This is a genomic window from Streptomyces sp. NPDC048211 (genome assembly GCF_043202315.1).
Taxonomy (GTDB): Bacteria; Actinomycetota; Actinomycetes; order Streptomycetales; family Streptomycetaceae; genus Streptomyces.
The window spans coordinates 312622-330358 of sequence record NZ_JBIDAD010000001.1 but is presented as its reverse complement, the minus strand read 5'-3'; the positions used below and the strand labels follow the sequence as shown (position 1 = coordinate 330358).

Annotated in this window: 18 protein-coding genes; 9 read left to right on the top strand and 9 right to left on the bottom strand. The window is 70.5% G+C overall.

Annotated features, from left to right (window positions below; translation table 11 throughout):
• Positions 1 to 48: 48 nt before the first annotated feature.
• Both ACGFZA_RS01615 and ACGFZA_RS01610 read right to left on the bottom strand, forming a co-directional pair.
• Positions 49 to 624, bottom strand: a complete 576-nt coding sequence (locus ACGFZA_RS01615) for a sigma-70 family RNA polymerase sigma factor (protein WP_326738164.1) — start codon at positions 622 to 624, stop codon at positions 49 to 51.
• A 314-nt stretch (positions 625 to 938) separates the two neighbouring features.
• Positions 939 to 1550, bottom strand: coding sequence for a response regulator transcription factor (locus ACGFZA_RS01610; RefSeq protein ID WP_003948568.1), 612 nt, complete (start codon positions 1548 to 1550; stop codon positions 939 to 941).
• Positions 1551 to 1961: 411 nt separating this feature from the next.
• On the opposite strand from ACGFZA_RS01610, the gene ACGFZA_RS01605 reads away from it, so the two are divergent.
• Positions 1962 to 2288 carry a WhiB family transcriptional regulator gene (locus ACGFZA_RS01605; RefSeq protein ID WP_385284238.1) on the top strand — a complete coding sequence of 109 codons (327 nt, stop codon included), beginning with the start codon at positions 1962 to 1964 and terminating at the stop codon, positions 2286 to 2288.
• Between the two features lie 94 nt (positions 2289 to 2382).
• On the opposite strand, the gene ACGFZA_RS01600 is transcribed toward ACGFZA_RS01605, so the two are convergent.
• Complete coding sequence (locus ACGFZA_RS01600; RefSeq protein WP_385284235.1) at positions 2383 to 3273, bottom strand: LysR family transcriptional regulator; 891 nt, start codon at positions 3271 to 3273, stop codon at positions 2383 to 2385.
• 118 nt (positions 3274 to 3391) lie between these two features.
• Between ACGFZA_RS01600 and ACGFZA_RS01595 the strand changes: the two genes are divergently transcribed.
• On the top strand, positions 3392 to 4057 hold the full coding sequence (locus ACGFZA_RS01595) for an MOSC domain-containing protein (RefSeq protein ID WP_385284315.1): 666 nt from the start codon (positions 3392 to 3394) through the stop codon (positions 4055 to 4057).
• Positions 4058 to 4114: 57 nt separating this feature from the next.
• A complete protein-coding gene (locus tag ACGFZA_RS01590) occupies positions 4115 to 4888 on the top strand; it encodes an SDR family NAD(P)-dependent oxidoreductase (protein WP_385284232.1) in 774 nt (257 codons plus the stop codon).
• A gap of 8 nt (positions 4889 to 4896) precedes the next feature.
• Here the strand turns inward: ACGFZA_RS01590 and ACGFZA_RS01585 are convergent, their stop codons facing one another.
• Positions 4897 to 6426 carry a right-handed parallel beta-helix repeat-containing protein gene (locus ACGFZA_RS01585; RefSeq protein WP_393676416.1) on the bottom strand — a complete coding sequence of 510 codons (1530 nt, stop codon included), beginning with the start codon at positions 6424 to 6426 and terminating at the stop codon, positions 4897 to 4899.
• A 248-nt stretch (positions 6427 to 6674) separates the two neighbouring features.
• Here ACGFZA_RS01585 and ACGFZA_RS01580 point away from each other — a divergent pair, with 248 nt between their 5' ends.
• From ACGFZA_RS01580 to ACGFZA_RS01560, 5 genes are all read left to right on the top strand, one after another.
• Positions 6675 to 7760, top strand: coding sequence for a substrate-binding domain-containing protein (locus tag ACGFZA_RS01580; RefSeq protein WP_385284226.1), 1086 nt, complete (start codon positions 6675 to 6677; stop codon positions 7758 to 7760).
• A gap of 144 nt (positions 7761 to 7904) precedes the next feature.
• Positions 7905 to 9233 carry an ABC transporter substrate-binding protein gene (locus tag ACGFZA_RS01575; protein WP_393676413.1) on the top strand — a complete coding sequence of 443 codons (1329 nt, stop codon included), beginning with the start codon at positions 7905 to 7907 and terminating at the stop codon, positions 9231 to 9233.
• Positions 9233 to 10126 carry a carbohydrate ABC transporter permease gene (locus ACGFZA_RS01570; protein WP_385284221.1) on the top strand — a complete coding sequence of 298 codons (894 nt, stop codon included), beginning with the start codon at positions 9233 to 9235 and terminating at the stop codon, positions 10124 to 10126. Before ACGFZA_RS01575 ends, ACGFZA_RS01570 begins: the two co-directional genes overlap by 1 nt.
• Positions 10123 to 10977: a carbohydrate ABC transporter permease gene (locus tag ACGFZA_RS01565; protein ID WP_385284218.1), complete on the top strand. Its 855-nt coding sequence runs from the start codon at positions 10123 to 10125 to the stop codon at positions 10975 to 10977. Before ACGFZA_RS01570 ends, ACGFZA_RS01565 begins: the two co-directional genes overlap by 4 nt.
• A 36-nt stretch (positions 10978 to 11013) precedes the next feature.
• Positions 11014 to 12042, top strand: coding sequence for a hydroxyacid dehydrogenase (locus ACGFZA_RS01560; RefSeq protein ID WP_393676410.1), 1029 nt, complete (start codon positions 11014 to 11016; stop codon positions 12040 to 12042).
• Positions 12043 to 12270: 228 nt separating this feature from the next.
• Here the strand turns inward: ACGFZA_RS01560 and groL are convergent, their stop codons facing one another.
• The 4 genes from groL to ACGFZA_RS01540 all read right to left on the bottom strand — a co-directional run bounded on the left by groL (position 12271) and on the right by ACGFZA_RS01540 (position 15981).
• A complete protein-coding gene (groL, locus tag ACGFZA_RS01555) occupies positions 12271 to 13893 on the bottom strand; it encodes a chaperonin GroEL (RefSeq protein WP_359132140.1) in 1623 nt (540 codons plus the stop codon).
• Positions 13894 to 13995: 102 nt separating this feature from the next.
• Entirely contained in the window at positions 13996 to 14304 is a 309-nt protein-coding gene (gene groES / locus ACGFZA_RS01550) for a co-chaperone GroES (protein WP_024490209.1), read from the bottom strand.
• Between the two features lie 343 nt (positions 14305 to 14647).
• Positions 14648 to 14968: a hypothetical protein gene (locus ACGFZA_RS01545; RefSeq protein ID WP_393676408.1), complete on the bottom strand. Its 321-nt coding sequence runs from the start codon at positions 14966 to 14968 to the stop codon at positions 14648 to 14650.
• Complete coding sequence (locus ACGFZA_RS01540) at positions 14965 to 15981, bottom strand: polysaccharide deacetylase family protein (RefSeq protein ID WP_385284211.1); 1017 nt, start codon at positions 15979 to 15981, stop codon at positions 14965 to 14967. The genes ACGFZA_RS01545 and ACGFZA_RS01540 overlap by 4 nt, the downstream gene beginning before the upstream one ends.
• 96 nt (positions 15982 to 16077) lie before the next feature.
• Between ACGFZA_RS01540 and ACGFZA_RS01535 the strand changes: the two genes are divergently transcribed.
• Positions 16078 to 17343, top strand: a complete 1266-nt coding sequence (locus tag ACGFZA_RS01535) for a methyltransferase domain-containing protein (RefSeq protein ID WP_393676406.1) — start codon at positions 16078 to 16080, stop codon at positions 17341 to 17343.
• A 9-nt stretch (positions 17344 to 17352) separates the two neighbouring features.
• Here the strand turns inward: ACGFZA_RS01535 and ACGFZA_RS01530 are convergent, their stop codons facing one another.
• A complete protein-coding gene (locus tag ACGFZA_RS01530) occupies positions 17353 to 17718 on the bottom strand; it encodes a hypothetical protein (protein ID WP_385284205.1) in 366 nt (121 codons plus the stop codon).
• Positions 17719 to 17737: the final 19 nt, after the last annotated feature.

Here is a 17737-nt window from a genome sequence, read left to right as displayed (position 1 = left end):
GGTTCTGTAGCTTCCTACGGCACCATTCCGCGACGCCCCAGGCCGGGCTCACTGTTCCGCGAGGGCCCGCAGCCGGCTCAGGGCACGGTGCTGGGCGACCCGGACGGCACCCGGCGACATGCCGAGCATCTGTCCGGTCTCCTCGGCGGTGAGCCCGACGGCCACCCGCAGGACCAGCAGTTCCCGCTGGTTCTCCGGAAGGTTGGCGAGAAGCTTCTTGGCCCAGGCGGCATCGCTGCTGAGGAGCGCCCGCTCCTCGGGCCCGAGTGAATCGTCCGGCCGCTCGGGCATCTCGTCGGAGGGCACCGCGGTCGATCCCGGGTGCCGCATCGCGGCCCGCTGGAGATCGGCGACCTTGTGCCCGGCGATGGCGAAGACGAAGGCTTCGAAGGGCCTGCCGGTGTCCTTGTACCGCGGCAGCGCCATCAGCACCGCGACACAGACCTCCTGCGCCAGGTCCTCCACGAAGTGACGGGCATCACCGGGCAGCCGGTTCAGCCGGGACCTGCAGTAGCGCAGCGCGAGGGGGTGGACGTGGGCCAGCAGATCATGGGTGGCCTGCGCGTCGCCCTCGACGGCACGATGCACCAGGGCACCGATCACCGTCGTTCCTTCCTCGCGCATCGAACCATGGTGCCCCGGCGCCGCATCATCCGCGGCACCGCGTCCGTAGTTGTGCACCGAAGCGTTATGAGCGGGTGCGCCGGAAGTCATGTCCTGCGCCCTCCCCTTCCGCTCGACCGAATCGTTCCCGAGGAACTCCACGTCTCAAGGATGCGTCATCGGCCGGGAAGCGTCACATGCCGCCGGGGCGGCGGGCTGCACGGGCGGGGTACGAGCAGGTCGCGTCCGGGGAGGCGACCCGGCACCGCACCCCTCACCCGGGGTCGCCCCGTCCGCCCACGAGCGGACGGGGAGTGGATGTCGGCGGCCGGCCCTCAGCGGACCAGCCCCCAGCGGAATCCGAGCGCCACCGCGTGCGCGCGGTCCGAGGCGCCGAGCTTCTTGAACAGGCGCCTGGCGTGCGTCTTCACCGTGTCCTCGGAGAGGAACAGCTCCCGGCCGATCTCCGCGTTGGAGCGGCCGTGGCTCATCCCTTCGAGCACCTGGATCTCACGAGCGGTGAGCGTGGGCGCCGCACCCATCTCGGCCGAGCGCAGCCGCCGCGGGGCGAGCCGCCACGTCGGATCGGCCAGGGCCTGGGTGACGGTCGCCCGGAGCTCCGCCCGGGAGGCGTCCTTGTGCAGATATCCGCGGGCCCCGGCGGCGACCGCGAGCGCGACACCGTCCAGGTCCTCGGCGACGGTCAGCATGATGATCCGCGCCCCGGGGTCGGCGGAGAGCAGCCGGCGGACGGTCTCCACACCCCCCAGACCGGGCATGCGTACGTCCATCAGAATCAGATCCGAACGGTCGGCACCCCAGCGGCGGAGGACTTCCTCCCCGTTGGCAGCCGTCGTCACCCGCTCGACGCCGGGCACGGTCGCGACCGCACGACGGAGCGCTTCTCGGGCAAGCGGGGAATCGTCGCAGACGAGAACGGATGTCATGACCGCCCTCCGAAGCTGATGCGCGTCACCTTGAGCCTCCAGGCTGTTACAAGTCGTCACCTGTGCGGTTGACGCTCTCGGACACCTGCCCGATCGCTTTCTCTGCCAACCGCCTCCGCACTCTCAACGATGGTCACTCGAAAGAGTTACGGCCCGGACGGCCGAGTTCGGCACTCTACGTGAGGGGCCGAGTACGGAGGAGAGCGCCACGAGGTCGTCCAGCCGTCAACCGAACCATTCCAGGAACTTATGCCCCATTTAGCGGGTTTTCTTCCCTTTTGCTGGTGTCTGTGGCTAGATTCGCAATCAGTCATATTTACATCTACTAACACCGTAGATGTACGGTCATGGGCACGGTACGACGGACGACCACGACGTTTCCGACTCAGCATGGTTTCGAGGGGACAAGCAATGGCAGATTTCTCCCGCCTTCCCGGACCCAACGCCGATCTGTGGGACTGGCAGCTGCTGGCGGCCTGCCGAGGGGTCGACAGCTCACTGTTCTTCCATCCCGAGGGGGAACGCGGAGCAGCCAGGAGCGCCCGCGAGACCTCCGCGAAAGAGGTCTGCATGCGATGCCCGGTACGCGCCGAGTGCGCCGCTCACGCGCTGGCGGTACGCGAGCCCTACGGAGTGTGGGGAGGGCTGACAGAAGACGAGCGCGAGGAGCTCATGGGCCGGGCCAGGAGCCGGCTGATCAGCGCGGCGGCACCTTCGTCGCCGCCGGGACACGGCTGACCCACCCGCACCCCATCAGGGCAGAAACGCTTCTTCACTCAGGCCGCGGTCGTACGGTCCACCCCGCCCGGGCCCGTGGACCCACGCAGGCCGCTCAGCGGGCGGCCGCCAGCGACAGCTGGTCCAGGGTGGCCGCCACGGCCGGGACCTGCGCGAGGTCGGGCAGGGTCAGCGCGACGATCTCGCGCTCGATGGCCGGCTCCACGCCGACGGTCCGGGCGCCCCTGGGACGTACCGACTCGACGGCCAGCGCCGGCAGGACGGCCACGCCGAGACCCGCGCCGACCAGGCCGATCACCGCCGGGTAGTCGTCGGTGGCGAAGTCGATCCGCGGAGTGAAGCCGGACGCCTCGCAGACCTCCACCAGCTGCCTGCGGCAGCGCGGGCAGCCGGCGATCCACGGTTCGCCGGCGAGCTCACCGATGCCCACCTCGGCCCGGTCCGCGAGTGCGTGGCCCTCGGGAACCAGGCCGATCAGCCGGTCGGTCAGCAGCGGGCGCACCACCAGGTCGTCCCACTCGGCGCCCGGCGTGCCGTAACGGAAGGCCAGCGCGATGTCGCAGTCGCCGTCGCGCAGCATCTCCACCGAGCGGGGCGGCTCGGCCTCGACCAGGGAGACCCTGGTGCCGGGATGGGCGGCCCGGAGTGCCGCGAGGGCACCCGGGACCAGGCTGGAGCTGCCGCTGGGGAAGGAGACGAGCCGGACCCGTCCGGCCCGGAGCCCGGCGATCGCGGCGACCTCCTCCTCGGCGGCGGTGAGCCCGGCGAGGATGCCCGAGGCATGGCGCACGAGGGCCTCACCGGCCTGCGTCAGCCGCATCTCGCGCCCCGTGCGGATGAGCAGCGTGGTGCCGGCCGAGGACTCCAGCGCCTTCATCTGCTGGCTCACGGCGGGCTGGGTGCAGCCCAGCTCGCGGGCGGCGGCGGAGAAGGAGCCGGTGCCGGCCACGGCGCGCAGGACTCGGAGATGACGGGCTTCGATCACCCTTCCAACATAAGGGATTCTTGGGTCAGTCGCTAATTTCCGGCAGGTGACTTTGAGTCGGGGGCGGTGGGCGTGCCGCCATCGGGCCGGGAGTGGTTAGCGTGCAGCCATGCATGCGATGACTGTCCTGACCGTGAACACGGGCCGCCCCGTGGCGGTGGACTACACCGACTCCCCCGGCGGCGTGACCGGGATCGACAAGCGCCCCGCGGAGGGGCTCGTACGGGTCTGCGATCCCGGCCCCGAGGGCACCGGCGGCAGCGGCCTGGCCGGGGACGCGGTCTGCGACCTGCGCCATCACGGCGGCTCGCACCAGGCCGTCTACGCCTTCGCCCGCGAGGAGCTCGACGCGTGGGAGCGGGAGCTGGGGCGTCCGCTGGCGAACGGCGCGTTCGGCGAGAACCTCACCACGAGCGGGGTGAAGGTCAGCGGCGCGCTGATCGGTGAGCGCTGGCGGATCGGTGCCGAGCTGGTCCTGGAGGTCACGTCCGGCCGGATTCCGTGCCGTACGTTCGCGGGCCACCTCGACGAGAAGCGCTGGGTCAAGCGGTTCACGCAGGCGGCGATACCCGGGGCGTACTTCCGGGTGATCACGCCGGGCAGCATCCGGGCCGGTGACCCGGTCGAGATCGTGCACCGGCCCGATCACGAGGTGACGGTGGAACTGCAGTTCCGGGCCGTGACGACCCGGCGCGAGCTGCTGCCGCGGCTGCTCGCGGCCGGCGACGCGCTGCACCCCGAGGCACTGCGCAAGGCACGCGCGTACGTGGCACCTCAGGGATGAACGGGGAGCGGTGGGCGGGTCGTCCGACGGCATACGCGGGGCACTAACGTGCCGCGTATGACGACTGCACTGATTACGGGCGCGACCGCGGGCATCGGGGCCGCCTTCGCGCGGCGGCTCGCGGCCGAGGGGCACAACCTCGTGCTGGTGGCCCGCGACACCGACCGGCTGCGGGAGCAGGCCACCGAACTGCACGACCGGCACGGGATCGAGGCCGAGGTGCTGACCGCGGACCTTTCCCGGGACGACGGGATCGCCGCGGTCGAGACCCGGCTGGCCGACCGCAAGGAGTCGGTCGATCTGCTGGTCAACAACGCCGGGTTCGGCAACAAGGGCCATTTCCTCGACGTCCCCATGGCGGACGAACTGGCGATGCTGAAGGTGCACTGCGAGGCGGTCCTGCGGCTGACGTCGGCGGCCGCGGCCGGCATGAAGGAGCGGGGCAGGGGCGGCGTGGTGAACGTGGCCTCCGTGGCGGCGTTCGTGCCGCGCGGTACGTACGGTGCGTCCAAGGCGTGGGTCGTGCAGTTCACCCAGGGCGCGGCCAAGGACCTGGCCGGTTCGGGCGTGCGGATGATGGCGCTCTGTCCCGGCTTCGTACGGACGGAGTTCCATCAGCGGGCCGGGATGGGCACCGGCAACATCCCGGGCTGGATGTGGCTCGACGCCGACAAGCTGGTGGCCACGGCCCTGGCGGACCTGGCGCGCGGCAAGTCGGTCTCGGTGCCGGACCCGCGGTACAAGGCGCTGATGGGACTGGTGAAGCTGACGCCTCGCGGCCTGCTCGGAGGGGTCACCTCCAAGACAGGCCGCAAGTACGGACCTCAGTGAGCGGTGGGTTACCGCAGGCCGTGGCCCGCGTAGGCGCCCATGTTGGGGGCGCCGGGCTTCAGCCGGTTGCCGAAGTAGTCCTTGCCGCCGTTGTCCTCGATGACGGCTCCGGCGGCGAGGGCGGGCGATCCCGCGCCGAGCCGGAAGTCGTCCCGGAGCTTCGGGTCGGCCGTGATGCCGCCGGGGTCCGGGCGCGTCATGTCGATGCCGTAGAAGGCGTTGTGGCCGAAGGAGAGCCCGGGGGTCGGGTTCTTGAAGGCGTAGCCGCCGGTGCCCTCGCTCACGAAGACGTTGTTGCGGATGGACAGTTCGTGCTGGGTCGTGGCGGGGCTGCCGGCGTCGTCCTGGACGAGGAAGCCGGGGATCTGCGCCTTGTTGTGGAAGGTGTTGTTGTAGATCTCCGTGCCGAGGATCGGGCCCCAGCAGTTCTGGATCAGACGGGCGCCGTCATCGCGGCTGACGTTGTAGCGGGCGACCGTGCCGATCGTCTTCGCGCCGCTGTACGGGCAGATCAGCAGGAAGCCGCCCTTGTTGTCGTGACTGTAGTTGTACTGGAAGACGGTGTTCTGCGAGGCGCCGTCGGCGTCGAAGGACATGCCGTCGTGGGTGTTGCCGCCGCCCGACACCTCGTTGTACTCGACGGTCGTGTCGTCGGTGTTGAAGGTCCAGATGCCCGCGTTGGCGGAGGGCGAGCGGAGCTGGAAGCCGTCGACCCGGTTGTGGTCGACCCGGGCACCGCTCGTGGTGTCGAGCTTCATGCCGTCGCCGGCCAGGGACTTCAGCGTGTTGTGGTGGATACGGACGCCGGTGCTCGGAGTCCACTCCCCCGGGTACACGTTCGGGTCCTGCTGCCCTCCGACCAGATCGCGCCTGGAGAAGGTCGACTTGAAGTAGACGCCCTCGCGGTCGACGTCCTCGATGCGGTTGTGGCCGATGTCCAGGCCGTCGTACCAGCTGGCCTTCGCCGTGCCCTCGACCGCGATGTGGATGGCGCTGGAGCCGGACACGGTCTTGTAGTCGCCGCCGCGCACGTCGTGGATGTAGAGCCCGCTGATGTCGAAGCCGCGGGCGACGCCGAAGTCGGTCAGGCGCAGGCGGACGCCGTTGCGCTCGCTGCCCGGCTGGTCGGCGTTGGTGATCTCCAGGTCCCTGAGGTGCACGTACTGCGTGTTGGACAGCAGGACGGTGTCGTGGGCCCCGGCGCCGTCGAGCCGGGCACGGTCCGGGCCGTTGCCGTAGTCGGCGATGGTGAACGGCGCGCGGGCGGAGCCGGTGCCCGTGGGGGCGAGGGTGCCGGTGCAGGCGGCGCCGCGCTTGAAGAGGAGCCGGTCGCCGGGCCCGTAGGAGTGCGCGTTGGCCTCGGCGAGGGTGGTCCAGGGGTGCTGCCTGCTGCCGGTGGCCCCCTGCGGCGCGGCGCCGCAGTCGACGTGGAAGGTACGGCCGGCGGGTGCCGCCTGCGCGGCGCTCGGGCCTGCGGCGGCCAGACCGGCGGCGGCCGTCAGGGCCGCGAGCGCCGCGGCGGTGACGCGATGTCTCACAATTCCTCCGTACGAACAGTCAGGGTCGGAACAGTCGGGGTCGAAGCGGGCCGGGCACGGCCGGGTCGGGCCAGGCCGGCCGGGTCGGCATCGCCGGGAATCCTGGACTCGGATTGATCGAACGTCAATGGATTACGTTTGAATGATCGAAACTGCCATCGTTCGATCACGTTGGTCTAAGGTCGGACATCGGCTCCGGCACCGGCCGGGTCAGGGGCCGGGTCACACACTGCGAGGGGACTGCCGCCGTGCGCGAAAGTGCTGCTGAACGTCATGACCGCCTGCTCGGGCTGGTCCGCGACCGGGGCTCCGCCCGGGTGTCGGACCTGGCTTCGCAGCTGGGGGTGTCACCCGTCACGGTGCGCCGGGACGTCGAGGACCTGGCGAGCCGCGGCCTGCTCGAACGGGTCCACGGTTCGGTCTCCTGGCCCCAGGACACCGCCCCCGCCACGGGGCCCGCCGGCGCGGGGAACGGGCTGGTGCTCGGCATGCTCGCGCCCTCCGCGACCTACTACTTCGCCGAGGTGATCCGGGGTGCCCACGAGGCCGCCGCCCGGGCGGGCGCCCGGCTGATCCTGCGGATCTCCGACTACCGCCCGCAGGAGGACCAGGCCCGCACCGAGGGGCTGCTGTCCGCGGGGGCCGAGGGGCTGCTCGTCGCACCCGGCTGGCAGCATCCGGGCGACCCGTCGGCCTTCGGTGACTGGATCAGCTCGCTGCCCGTACCGACCGTCCTGCTGGAGCGCAGGCCCACCGCCGGATCACCCCTGGACGGCCTGGACCGGGTCTGCTCGGACCATGCGCACGGGGTGCTGCTGGCCATGCGCCACCTGGTGGAGCTCGGGCACGGGGCGCCGCTGCTGATGGCCCGCGCGGACTCCCCGACCGCCCTCGCGGTGCGCTCCGGATACGCGGAGGCGCTGACCGTGCTCGGCCTGCGCCCCCCGCAGGACGTGATCGATTCCGTACCGGCGGAACTGGCCCCGGAGGCGTTCGAGGAAGCCGTGCAGGCCCTGCGCGAAGCGGTCCGGACGGGGGTGGCGACGGCGGCGCTGATCCACAACGACGTGGACGCGATCCAGGTGGTCCAGCGCCTGGCCGAACTGGGTGTGCGAGTGCCGGAGGACCTGGCGCTGATCGCGTACGACGACGAGGTGGCGGCGCTCGCGGACACCCCGCTCACCGCCGTGGCCCCGCCCAAGCGGGAGGTGGGCCGCCATGCGACGGAACTGCTGGTGGAGCGGCTGGGGCAGAGCCCCGACACCCCTCGCCGGCATCTGACGCTGCTCCCGCAGCTGCGGGTCAGGGACTCCTGCGGAGGGCCGCTTCCGTAGGCGATCCCAGGCGCCCCGGAGGCTTCCGTACGCAACTTTTCTGATCTTTTTTCGATCAATCGCTCTTTCGCTCTTGACTTCGGTCACGGCTGGTCCAAGGATCACGGCCAACGCCCATGTCGCCGCCTGTTCAGGAGCCTCGCTGTGAGCCGCAGTTCGAGCAGAACGTCCCTCGCCGTAGTCGGAGCCGCCACCGCCCTCGCCGTTCTCACGGCCTGCGGCGGCAGCGGGGACGACAGTTCCGCCGCCGGAAGTGACGGCAAGCCCGTCAGCATCACCTTCTGGGGCTGGACCAAGGGGTCCAAGGAGGTCGTTGACGCGTTCAACGCCTCCCACACGAACATCAAGGTGGTGTACGAGGAGATCCCGTCCGGCAACGCGGGCGGCTACGCCAAGATCTCCAACGCCGTGAAGGCGGGCAACGCCCCCGACCTCGTCTCCATCGAGTACCCGCAGCTTCCGGAGTACGTCAGTCAGGGCGCCCTCCAGGACATCGGCCAGTACTTCACCGAGGACATCAGGAAGAAGCTGCTGCCGCAGGCGGTGGAGCTGACGACGCTCGGCGGCAAGAACTGGGCCGTCCCCTTCGACGCCTCGCCGCAGTCCTTCTACTACCGCAAGGACCTGTTCGAGAAGTACGGCGTGGAGGTCCCCAAGACCTGGAACGACTTCCGCAAGGCCGCGGAGAAGGTCAAGAAGGCCGACAAGAAGGCCCGGATCGGCACGTTCTTCCCGGACGACCCCACCACGTTCCAGGCGATGGCCTGGCAGGCCGGCGCCCAGTGGTACAAGCCCGAGGGCGACACCTGGAAGGTGAGCACCGCCGACGCCGCGACCAACAAGGTCGCCGACTACTGGCAGGGCCTGCTCGACGACGACCTGATCCGCGCCAACGCCTCCTTCAGCCCGGAGTGGACCAACTCCCTCAAGAACGGCGGCACCGTCGGTTACCTCGGCGCGGCCTGGGGCGCGGGTGTCCTCAAGGGCACCCTGCCCGAGCAGAGCGGCAAGTGGGCCGTCGCCCCGATGCCCAGCTGGGACGGCAAGCCGGCCAGCGGCATGCTCGGCGGCTCCACCTTCGCCGTGACGAAGGACAGCAAGAAGGCGGAGGCGGCGGTCGAGTTCGCCACCTGGATGTCGACCACCCCGGAGGGCATCAAGGCCCGCATCGAGTCCGGCACATCGAGCGCCTTCCCGGCCGCGGCGTCCCTGCGCCCGGTCGCGAAGAAGGCCTTCGACGCGGACTACTACGGCGGCGAGGACATCTACCAGGTCTTCGAGGACGCCGCGACGTCCATCGGCCCGAACTGGAACTGGGGCCCGACGACCGGCACCACGAACACCACGATGAAGGACCAGTTCGGCAAGGTCGCGAGCGGCGGAACCACCGTCAAGGACGCGGTGAAGGCCGGGCACGACGCCACGGTCGCCGAGCTGAAGAAGCGCGGTCTGAAGGTCGAGGACGCAGGCTGATGAAGCGCGCCCGGACCTCCAGAGCCGCCGCCATCCTGCTGGGGCCCTTCTTCGTACTGTTCACGCTGGCGATGGTGCTGCCGATCGGCTACGCGGTCTGGCTCAGCCTGTTCACCGAGAAGCAGTCCGGCCTGGGCTTCGGCGGCACCGAGACCGTCTTCAGCGGACTCGACAACTACACGGCGGCCTTGGGCGACCGGGCGTTCCGCGAGGGCTTCGGCGTACTCCTCGGATACTGCCTGTTCTACATCCCGCTGCTCCTCGTCGGAGCCCTCGCCCTCGCGCTGCTGCTGGACTCCACGCTGGCCCGCGCCCGCCGGTTCTTCCAGCTCGCGCTGTTCCTGCCGCACGCCGTGCCCGGCATCATCGCCGCGCTGATCTGGGTGTACCTGTACACCCCGCAGCTCAGCCCGGTGGTGAGCGCCATGGAGTCCGGCGGCATCGGCTTCGACTTCTTCTCCCCCGACGGGGCCCTCCCCTCGGTCGTGAACATCGCGCTGTGGGAGTGGCTCGGCTACAACATGGTGATCTTCTATGCCGCGTTGCAGGCCATCGACCGCTCCGTACTCGAAGCGGCCACCGTCGACGGGGCCGGCGCCTGGCGGATCGCGATCGGCATCAAGGTCCCGCTGATCCGCGCCTCCGTCGTGATGGTCGCGCTCTTCACCGTCATCGGCTCGCTCCAGCTGTTCACCGAGCCACTGATCCTCAACAAGGGGACCGGCTCCGCCGTCTCCTCCACCTGGACGCCGAACATGTACGCGTACACCGCGGCCTTCGAGCGCAACGACTACGGCCTCGCCGCGGCCGCCTCCATCCTGCTGGCGCTCACGGCCGCGCTGCTGTCCTTCGTCATCACCCGCTTGACCGGCCGGAAGGGCAAGAAAGCATGAGTTCCCCCGCCTCCCGCGGCCGCTGGATGTCGAAGACAGCCGTCAACGGCTTCCTGCTGCTCGCCGTCGTCTACATGCTCTTCCCCCTCGTCTGGCTGGTCACCGCGGCCACGAAGGACACCGGTGGCCTGCTCGCGGGCAACGCGTTCTCCTTCGACGGCTTCAACCTCGGCGAGAACCTCTCGAACCTGGCCTCCTACGGCGACGGCATCTACTTCCGCTGGTACCTCAACAGCCTTCTGTACGCGGGCGGCGGTGCGATCGTCTGCTCGCTGATCTGCGTCGCCGCCGGGTACGCCTTCGACAAGTACGCGTTCCGGGGCAAGGACCAGCTGTTCGGCCTGGTGCTGATGGGCGTGCTCGTCCCCACCACCGCGCTCGCCCTGCCGATGTACCTGCTGGCGTCCAAGGTCGGCCTGGTGAACACCTACTGGTCGGTGCTGATCCCGGTGCTGGTCAACCCGTTCGGCGTGTATCTCGCCCGGGTGTTCAGCTCGGGCTACATACCGAACGAGGCCCTGGAGGCCGCACGTATCGACGGGGCGGGTGAGCTGCGCATCTTCTGGTCCGTCGGTCTGCCCATGGTCATGCCGGGCTTCGTGACCGTCTTCCTCTTCCAGTTCACCGCGATCTGGAACAACTTCTTCCTCCCTCTCGTGATGCTCTCGGACCGCAAGCTCTTCCCCCTGAGCCTCGGTCTGTACTCGTGGAACACCAACACCCACGGCGAACCGAGCTTCTACCCCCTCGTCGTCACCGGCTCCCTGCTCGCCGTCATCCCGCTGATCGTCGCCTTCGTCTCCCTGCAGCGGCACTGGAAGGCGGGACTGACCGCCGGAAGCGTCAAGTGACCGTCCACGCGAGCCCCGAGGAGTACGAGTTCCACCATGCAGCACGCCACTGACAACCGGCCCCGGGCCCTGCTCGCGATGGCCCCCGGCATCGCCGGGCGCCTCCTCGCCGAACACCACCACACCCGGCTCGCCGCCCTCACCCGCACGGACACCCGGCTCGTCGCCCACGACCTGGCCGACCCGACCCCCGAGGTGGCGGCCGCGCTCGCCGAGGCCGACGTGCTCTTCACCTGCTGGGGCGCGACGCCGCTCACCGCACCGGTGCTGGCCGCCGCCCCCCGGCTTCGGGCGGTGGTGCACGCGGCCGGGTCCGTGAAGCACCACATCACCGACGCCTGCTGGGAACGGGGCATCGCCGTCACCTCGGCGGCCGGGGCCAACGCGCTGCCGGTGGCCGAGTTCACCCTCGCCGCGATCCTCTTCGCGGGCAAGCAGGTCCTGCGTTCGGCGCAGCGCTACCGGGATCTGCGCACCGGGCACGACTGGCTCGACGAGCTGGGCGGCACCGGCAACTACCGCCGTACGGTGGGCATCGTCGGCGCCTCCCGCATCGGCCGGCGGGTGATCGAGCTGCTGCGCCCCTTCGATCTCGACGTCCTGCTGTACGACCCGTATGTCGGCGAGGAGGAGGCGGCGCGGCTGGGCGTCCGTCTCACCACGCTCGACGAGCTGTGCGCGAGCAGCTCCGTCGTCTCCGTGCACGCCCCGCAACTGCCCGAGACGCGCCACCTCATCGGTGCCGCCCAGCTGGCGGCGATGCCGGCCGGCGCGACGCTGATCAACACGGCGCGCGGGTCGCTGGTCGACGAGGACGCGCTGCTGCCCGAGCTGACGAGCGGACGGCTGCACGGGGTCCTGGACGTGACGGACCCCGATCTCCCCGGGGCGACCTCGCCGCTGTACGACCTGCCGAACGTGCTGCTGACTCCGCACGTCGCCGGATCACTCGGCAACGAGCTGCACCGGATGGCGGACCAGGCACTGGACGAGCTGGAACGCTTCGCGAGCGGCCTCCCCTTCGCGGACCCGGTGCACGGGGACACGCTCTCCCGGTCGGCGTAGTCAGCCCGTTCAGGTCGTTCAGGCCGTTCGGGCCGGAGAGGCCGGAGAGGCCGGAGAGGCCGGACGGCCGGAGAAGCCGGAGAAGCCGGAGAAGCCGGAGAGGCCGGAGAGGCCGGAGCAGCCGGAGAAGCCGGAGAGGCCGGAGCAGCCGGAGAAGCCGGACACGCGAAAGGCCCGGTACCCCTCGCGGGGTACCGGGCCTCACCGCTTGCGCGGGGCAGCTACACGCTAGTGCGAGTGGCCGTGGCCGTGACCGGCCTCGGCCTCTTCCTCGGCCGGCTTCTCGACGACCAGGGTCTCGGTCGTGAGCAGCAGCGACGCGATGGACGCGGCGTTCTCCAGCGCGGAGCGGGTGACCTTGACCGGGTCGATGACGCCGGCCTTCACCAGGTCGCCGTACTCGCCGGTCGCGGCGTTGAAGCCCTGGCCCTTGTCGAGCTCGGAGACCTTCGAGGTGATGACGTAGCCCTCGAGGCCCGCGTTCTCCGCGATCCAGCGGAGCGGCTCGACGGCGGCGCGGCGCACGACCGCGACACCCGTGGCCTCGTCGCCGGTCTTGTCGAGGTTGCCCTCGAGGACCTTGACGGCGTGGACCAGAGCGGAGCCACCACCGGAGACGATGCCCTCCTCGACCGCGGCGCGGGTCGCGGAGATGGCGTCCTCCAGACGGTGCTTCTTCTCCTTGAGCTCCACCTCGGTGGCAGCACCGACGCGGATCACGCAGACACCGCCGGCCAGCTTCGCCAGGCGCTCCTGGAGCTTCTCGCGGTCCCAGTCCGAGTCCGTGGACTCGATCTCGGCCTTGATCTGGTTGACGCGGCCGGCGACCTCGTCGGACTTGCCGCCACCGTCGACGATGGTGGTGTCGTCCTTGGAGACGGTCACGCGACGGGCGGTGCCCAGCACGTCCAGACCGGCCTGGTCGAGCTTGAGGCCGACCTCCTCGGCGATGACGGTCGCACCGGTGAGGGTGGCGATGTCGCCGAGCATGGCCTTGCGGCGGTCACCGAAGCCCGGGGCCTTCACCGCGACGGCGTTGAAGGTGCCACGGATCTTGTTGACGACCAGGGTCGACAGGGCCTCGCCCTCGACGTCCTCGGCGATGATCAGCAGCGGCTTGGAGGCACCGGCCTGGATGACCTTCTCCAGGAGCGGCAGCAGCTCCTGGATCGAGCCGATCTTGCCCTGGTGGATCAGGATGTACGGGTCGTCGAGGACGGCCTCCATACGCTCCTGGTCGGTCACCATGTACGGGGACAGGTAACCCTTGTCGAAGGCCATGCCCTCGGTGAAGTCGAGGTCCAGACCGAAGGTGTTGGACTCCTCGACGGTGATGACACCGTCCTTGCCGACCTTGTCCATCGCGTCCGCGATGAGCTCGCCGACCTGGGTGTCCTGCGCGGAGAGCGCGGCCACGGCGGCGATGTCGGACTTGTCCTCGATCGGGCGGGCGGTCGCGAGGAGCTCCTCGGACACGGCCTTGACCGCGGCGTCGATGCCCTTCTTCAGGGCGGCCGGGGACGCGCCCGCGGCCACGTTGCGCAGGCCCTCGCGGACGAGCGCCTGGGCCAGGACGGTGGCGGTGGTCGTACCGTCACCGGCTACGTCGTTGGTCTTGGTCGCCACCTCCTTCACCAACTGGGCACCGAGGTTCTCGTACGGGTCGTCCAGCTCGACCTCGCGCGCGATGGTGACACCGTCGTTGGTGATGGTGGGCGCACCGAACTTCTTGTCGATGACGACGTTGCGGCCCTTGGGGCCGATCGTCACCTTCACCGTGTCGGCAAGCTTGTTGACGCCGCGCTCGAGGGCGCGACGGGCGTCCTCGTCGAACTTCAGGATCTTCGCCATGGAGCTGAACTGTCCTCTCAAAAACAAGAACTGCGCCCCTGCCGCCCGGCTAGTTATTTCGCAGGGGGCCAGGGGCGCAGAACAGAAGCAAACGTGGGTGAATTACTTCTCGATGATCGCGAGCACGTCGCGAGCCGAGAGGACGAGGTACTCCTCGCCGTTGTACTTCACCTCGGTGCCGCCGTACTTGCTGTACAGCACGACATCGCCGGTCTTGACGTCGAGCGGAAGGCGCTCGCCGTTCTCGAAGCGGCCCGGGCCCACGGCCAGGACGACGCCCTCCTGGGGCTTCTCCTTGGCAGTGTCCGGAATGACCAGGCCGGAGGCCGTGGTCTGCTCGGCGTCGAGCGGCTGGACCACAATGCGGTCCTCGAGCGGCTTGATCGCAACCTTGGTGCTGGTCGACACGATCCGGTCTCCCCCTTCGGAGATCTCACGGGGTTATCAGTCTTTGGGGTGGCGACCAGGTGGGCCCGTCGTCGCGGGTGCCGGACCTGCCGGTCGCACAGTACTGCTGGCACTCTCCAGTGGGGAGTGCCAGCACTGAGACTATGACCGCGATTAGCACTCGGTCAAGCGGAGTGCCAATTCACGCCCCTCGTGGCGTCCGGGGCCCTCCTCCTCGTACGGCTGCGCCCGTACAACGTTCCGGTCCCCGTAGGGACAACGCGGGGACCGCGCGCGCCGTTCCGTACGACGGGGCCGCATGCTCATGCGACCCGCCGGACCGGCAGCTCACGGCATGGCACAGCGACTACCGGCTCGCGCACCCCGCGTCCGCCGCGGCCCCTTCGCCGGACCGCTCCGGCCACCACTGGACCGGCTCGCGCACCCCGGAACCACCTGCCGACGCGGGGCGGCCGCAGGCGACGACGACCATCGCCCCCGGCGCCCCGTGATCACCGCGCACCGCCGCGGGCCGCGCCCGGGGGACGCTCGGCGACGGGCGCACCCGCTGCGCGGCCTTGCGGCCCAGCCGCTCGATCGGGTCCACCGACTGTGCGCAGCCGGCGGTGGCGGTCAGGAGCGCACCGGCGGTCAGCAGCCCGGCCAGCAGCCGGTGCGCCCTTCTCATACGTAGTCCTCCAGCCGGGCCACGGCGTAACCCTTGTCCGTGATGACCTTCATGACGGACCGGATCAGGTCGGGCATGCTGCCCTTCCAGTCCTTCTTGCCCCGGAAGTGCGTGAGGATGATGTCGCCGGGGTGCAGGTCCTGGTCCTCCTCGCGCCACTCCATGTGGTCGGGGAACGCCTCCGCGGCCCACAGCGGCACGGCCGTGATGCCGCAGGACCTGGCGATGCGCAGGGTGTCGCCGTTGTAGTTGCCGTACGGCGGCCGGAAGAGCCGGGGGCGCTCGCCGTACTGCTTCTCCAGGATGTCCTGCTGGTCGCAGATCTCCCGCTGCTGCTCCTCGTGGGAGAGACCCGGCATGTAGCGGTGGTTCAGCGTGTGGTTGCCGAGGACGACGCCACGGGCCTGCGCGTCCTTGAAGTACGCGTAGTCGTCGCGCACCAGGTAGTCGCTGAGGAAGGCGCTGTACGGGATGTTCAGTTCCGACATCATCCGCAGCAGCTCGGGGTCCTTGTCGTCCCCGTCGTCCATCGTCAGGAAGACGATCTTCTCCTTGGTGGGGACCGTGGTGAAGACCGGCGGCAGCGACGCGTCGCCGCCCTCGACCTCGAAGCCCTTGCGGGTGGTGAGGTGCGGCTTCACGGCGGGCGGAGCGGGCGGAGTCAGCGGGGTGCTCGCCAGCCCCCACTTCTTGGCGGCGACGGCCCGTGCGGCCTGGACGCGGCGCGCCTTCTCGGCCTCGGCCGCGACGGACCCGGCCGCCCCCACCGGGGCGCCGGCCGCCGGTCCGGCATGGGCCGCGGCCTCGCGCACCGGGTCGCTCGCGGCCCGGTGGCCCGTCTCGGCCGCGCACCCCGAGGCCGCCGCGGCGACGAGCAGCGCCGCCAGGGCCGCGTAGCCGGGCCGGCGCCGCAGGTGGCCCCGTCCACGCGCCGCACGTCCACGCCCGCCCGACACCACACCCGGTCTGCGCCGCTTCATAGCAAATTCTTCCTTTTGTCGTACTGGCTGCATGGCGCCGCATCCTGCCAGCCCGGGATCGGGTATCCGGGCCGACACAGCACCCGCCCCGCACGGTCCCCCGCCTGGCGCGCAGCCGACTGGCCCACAATGGGACGGGTGAACGCTCTCGCCCCGACCGGCCCGTCCGACGCATCCGGCCCGTCCGACGCCCCCGACCCGCTCGCCGCCTTCCTGGCCCTGCGCACTCCCGAGGGCGCGGGACTGCTGGCCGGACTGCGGTCGTACGACCCCGCCACCGAGCTGGCCACCGCCACCCGGCTGCGCCGCAGCCACCCGGCCGCCCTCGTCTCGGCGGCCCTGGGACAGGCCCGGCTGCGGCAGCGGGCGGTGGCGAAGTTCGGCGCCGAGGACGCGCACCGGATGTTCTTCACGCCCAACGGGGTGGAACAGGCGACCCGCACGTCGGTGGCCGGCTACCGGGCCCGCCGGTTCGCGGGCGCCGGGGTGCGCAGCGTCGCCGACCTCTGCTGCGGGATCGGCGGCGACGCGATCGCCCTGGCCCGGGCCGGGATCTCCGTCCTCGCCGTGGACCGCGACCCGCTGACCGCCGAGGTGGCCCGCGCCAACGCCGTCGCGCTCGGCCTGGACGCCCTGATCGAGGTGCGGTGCGCCGATGTCACGGAGATCGACACCGCGCCCTACGACGCGGTCTTCGTCGACCCGGCCCGACGGGGCGGACGCGGCCGGATCTTCGACCCGGAGGCGTACTCCCCGCCCCTGTCCTGGGCGACCGAGGCCGCGCTGAAGGCGCCGAGAGCCGCGCTGAAGATCGCCCCGGGGGTGCCGCACGAGGCGATCGGGCCGCAGGCCGAGGCGGAGTGGATCTCGGACGGCGGCGATGTGAAGGAGGCGGTGCTCTGGTTCGGCGAGGGCTTCGAGGCGGGCTCCTACCGCGCGACCCTGCTCCCGTCGGGCGCCACCCTGTCCGCTCCGGCCGCGCTGCCCGCCCCGCCGGTCGGCCCGGTGGGCCGCTACCTGTACGAGCCGGACGGCGCGGTGATCCGGGCGCATCTGGTCGCCGCGGTCGTGGAGCGCTGCCGCGGCCGGCTGTTCGACGAGATGATCGCGTACGTCACGAGCGACGAGCTGTACGACTCCCCGTACACCGCCGGCTACGAGATCACCGATCAGCTGCCCTTCAACATGAAGCGGCTGAAGGCCCTGCTGCGGGAGCGGGAGGTCGGCGTCCTCACGGTCAAGAAGCGCGGATCGGCGGTCGAACCGGAGGAACTGCGCAGGAAGATGAAGCTCCAGGGCCCGAACGCGGCCACGGTCTTCCTGACCCGGGTCGCGGACGCGCCGACGATGCTGATCGGCCGTCCGGTGACCGGCCCGGAGGCCGGTCACCGGTAGCGGACGGGGCTACGCGAGGTCGGTCAGGTCCTCCGCGTACACCTGCGAGAGCGGCTGCGGACCCACGTACTGCTGGCAGTTGCACTGCCCGGACTCGAAGTGCACCGGCTTCTTCTGCTCGTCCCACGCGGTCGGCACCTCGACCCGCTCGTGGCACTTGCCGCGCTTGTCGTGCTTGGCGAGGTGGTGCGTGCAGCCGCAGACCGGTTCCGGCGGCCGGTTCGCCGCCTCGACCGCCAGCCGCTCCTGCTTGCCGGCCTCCAGCAGTTCCAGCCTGCGGGTGTGCCGGTTGCGCAGCGCCGTACGGACGTTGTCGACCGCCCAGCCGAAGCCGCCCGTCCAGAAGATGATGAGCAGCCACCAGTACCACTCCATGGAAACGCCCTCCCCCTGA

Excerpts from the sequence above, each read along its gene's own strand:
- ACGFZA_RS01615 (WP_326738164.1), bottom strand. The coding sequence starts at position 624 with ATGCGCGAGGAAGGAACGACGGTGATCGGTGCCCTGGTGCATCGTGCC.
- ACGFZA_RS01610 (WP_003948568.1), bottom strand. The coding sequence starts at position 1,550 with ATGACATCCGTTCTCGTCTGCGACGATTCCCCGCTTGCCCGAGAAGCG.
- ACGFZA_RS01605 (WP_385284238.1), top strand. The coding sequence starts at position 1,962 with ATGGCAGATTTCTCCCGCCTTCCCGGACCCAACGCCGATCTGTGGGAC.
- ACGFZA_RS01595 (WP_385284315.1), top strand. The coding sequence starts at position 3,392 with ATGACTGTCCTGACCGTGAACACGGGCCGCCCCGTGGCGGTGGACTAC.
- ACGFZA_RS01590 (WP_385284232.1), top strand. The coding sequence starts at position 4,115 with ATGACGACTGCACTGATTACGGGCGCGACCGCGGGCATCGGGGCCGCC.
- ACGFZA_RS01570 (WP_385284221.1), top strand. The coding sequence starts at position 9,233 with ATGAAGCGCGCCCGGACCTCCAGAGCCGCCGCCATCCTGCTGGGGCCC.
- ACGFZA_RS01565 (WP_385284218.1), top strand. The coding sequence starts at position 10,123 with ATGAGTTCCCCCGCCTCCCGCGGCCGCTGGATGTCGAAGACAGCCGTC.
- ACGFZA_RS01560 (WP_393676410.1), top strand. The coding sequence starts at position 11,014 with ATGCAGCACGCCACTGACAACCGGCCCCGGGCCCTGCTCGCGATGGCC.
- groL (WP_359132140.1), bottom strand. The coding sequence starts at position 13,893 with ATGGCGAAGATCCTGAAGTTCGACGAGGACGCCCGTCGCGCCCTCGAG.
- ACGFZA_RS01545 (WP_393676408.1), bottom strand. The coding sequence starts at position 14,968 with ATGAGAAGGGCGCACCGGCTGCTGGCCGGGCTGCTGACCGCCGGTGCG.
- ACGFZA_RS01540 (WP_385284211.1), bottom strand. The coding sequence starts at position 15,981 with ATGCAGCCAGTACGACAAAAGGAAGAATTTGCTATGAAGCGGCGCAGA.
- ACGFZA_RS01535 (WP_393676406.1), top strand. The coding sequence starts at position 16,078 with ATGGGACGGGTGAACGCTCTCGCCCCGACCGGCCCGTCCGACGCATCC.
- ACGFZA_RS01530 (WP_385284205.1), bottom strand. The coding sequence starts at position 17,718 with ATGGAGTGGTACTGGTGGCTGCTCATCATCTTCTGGACGGGCGGCTTC.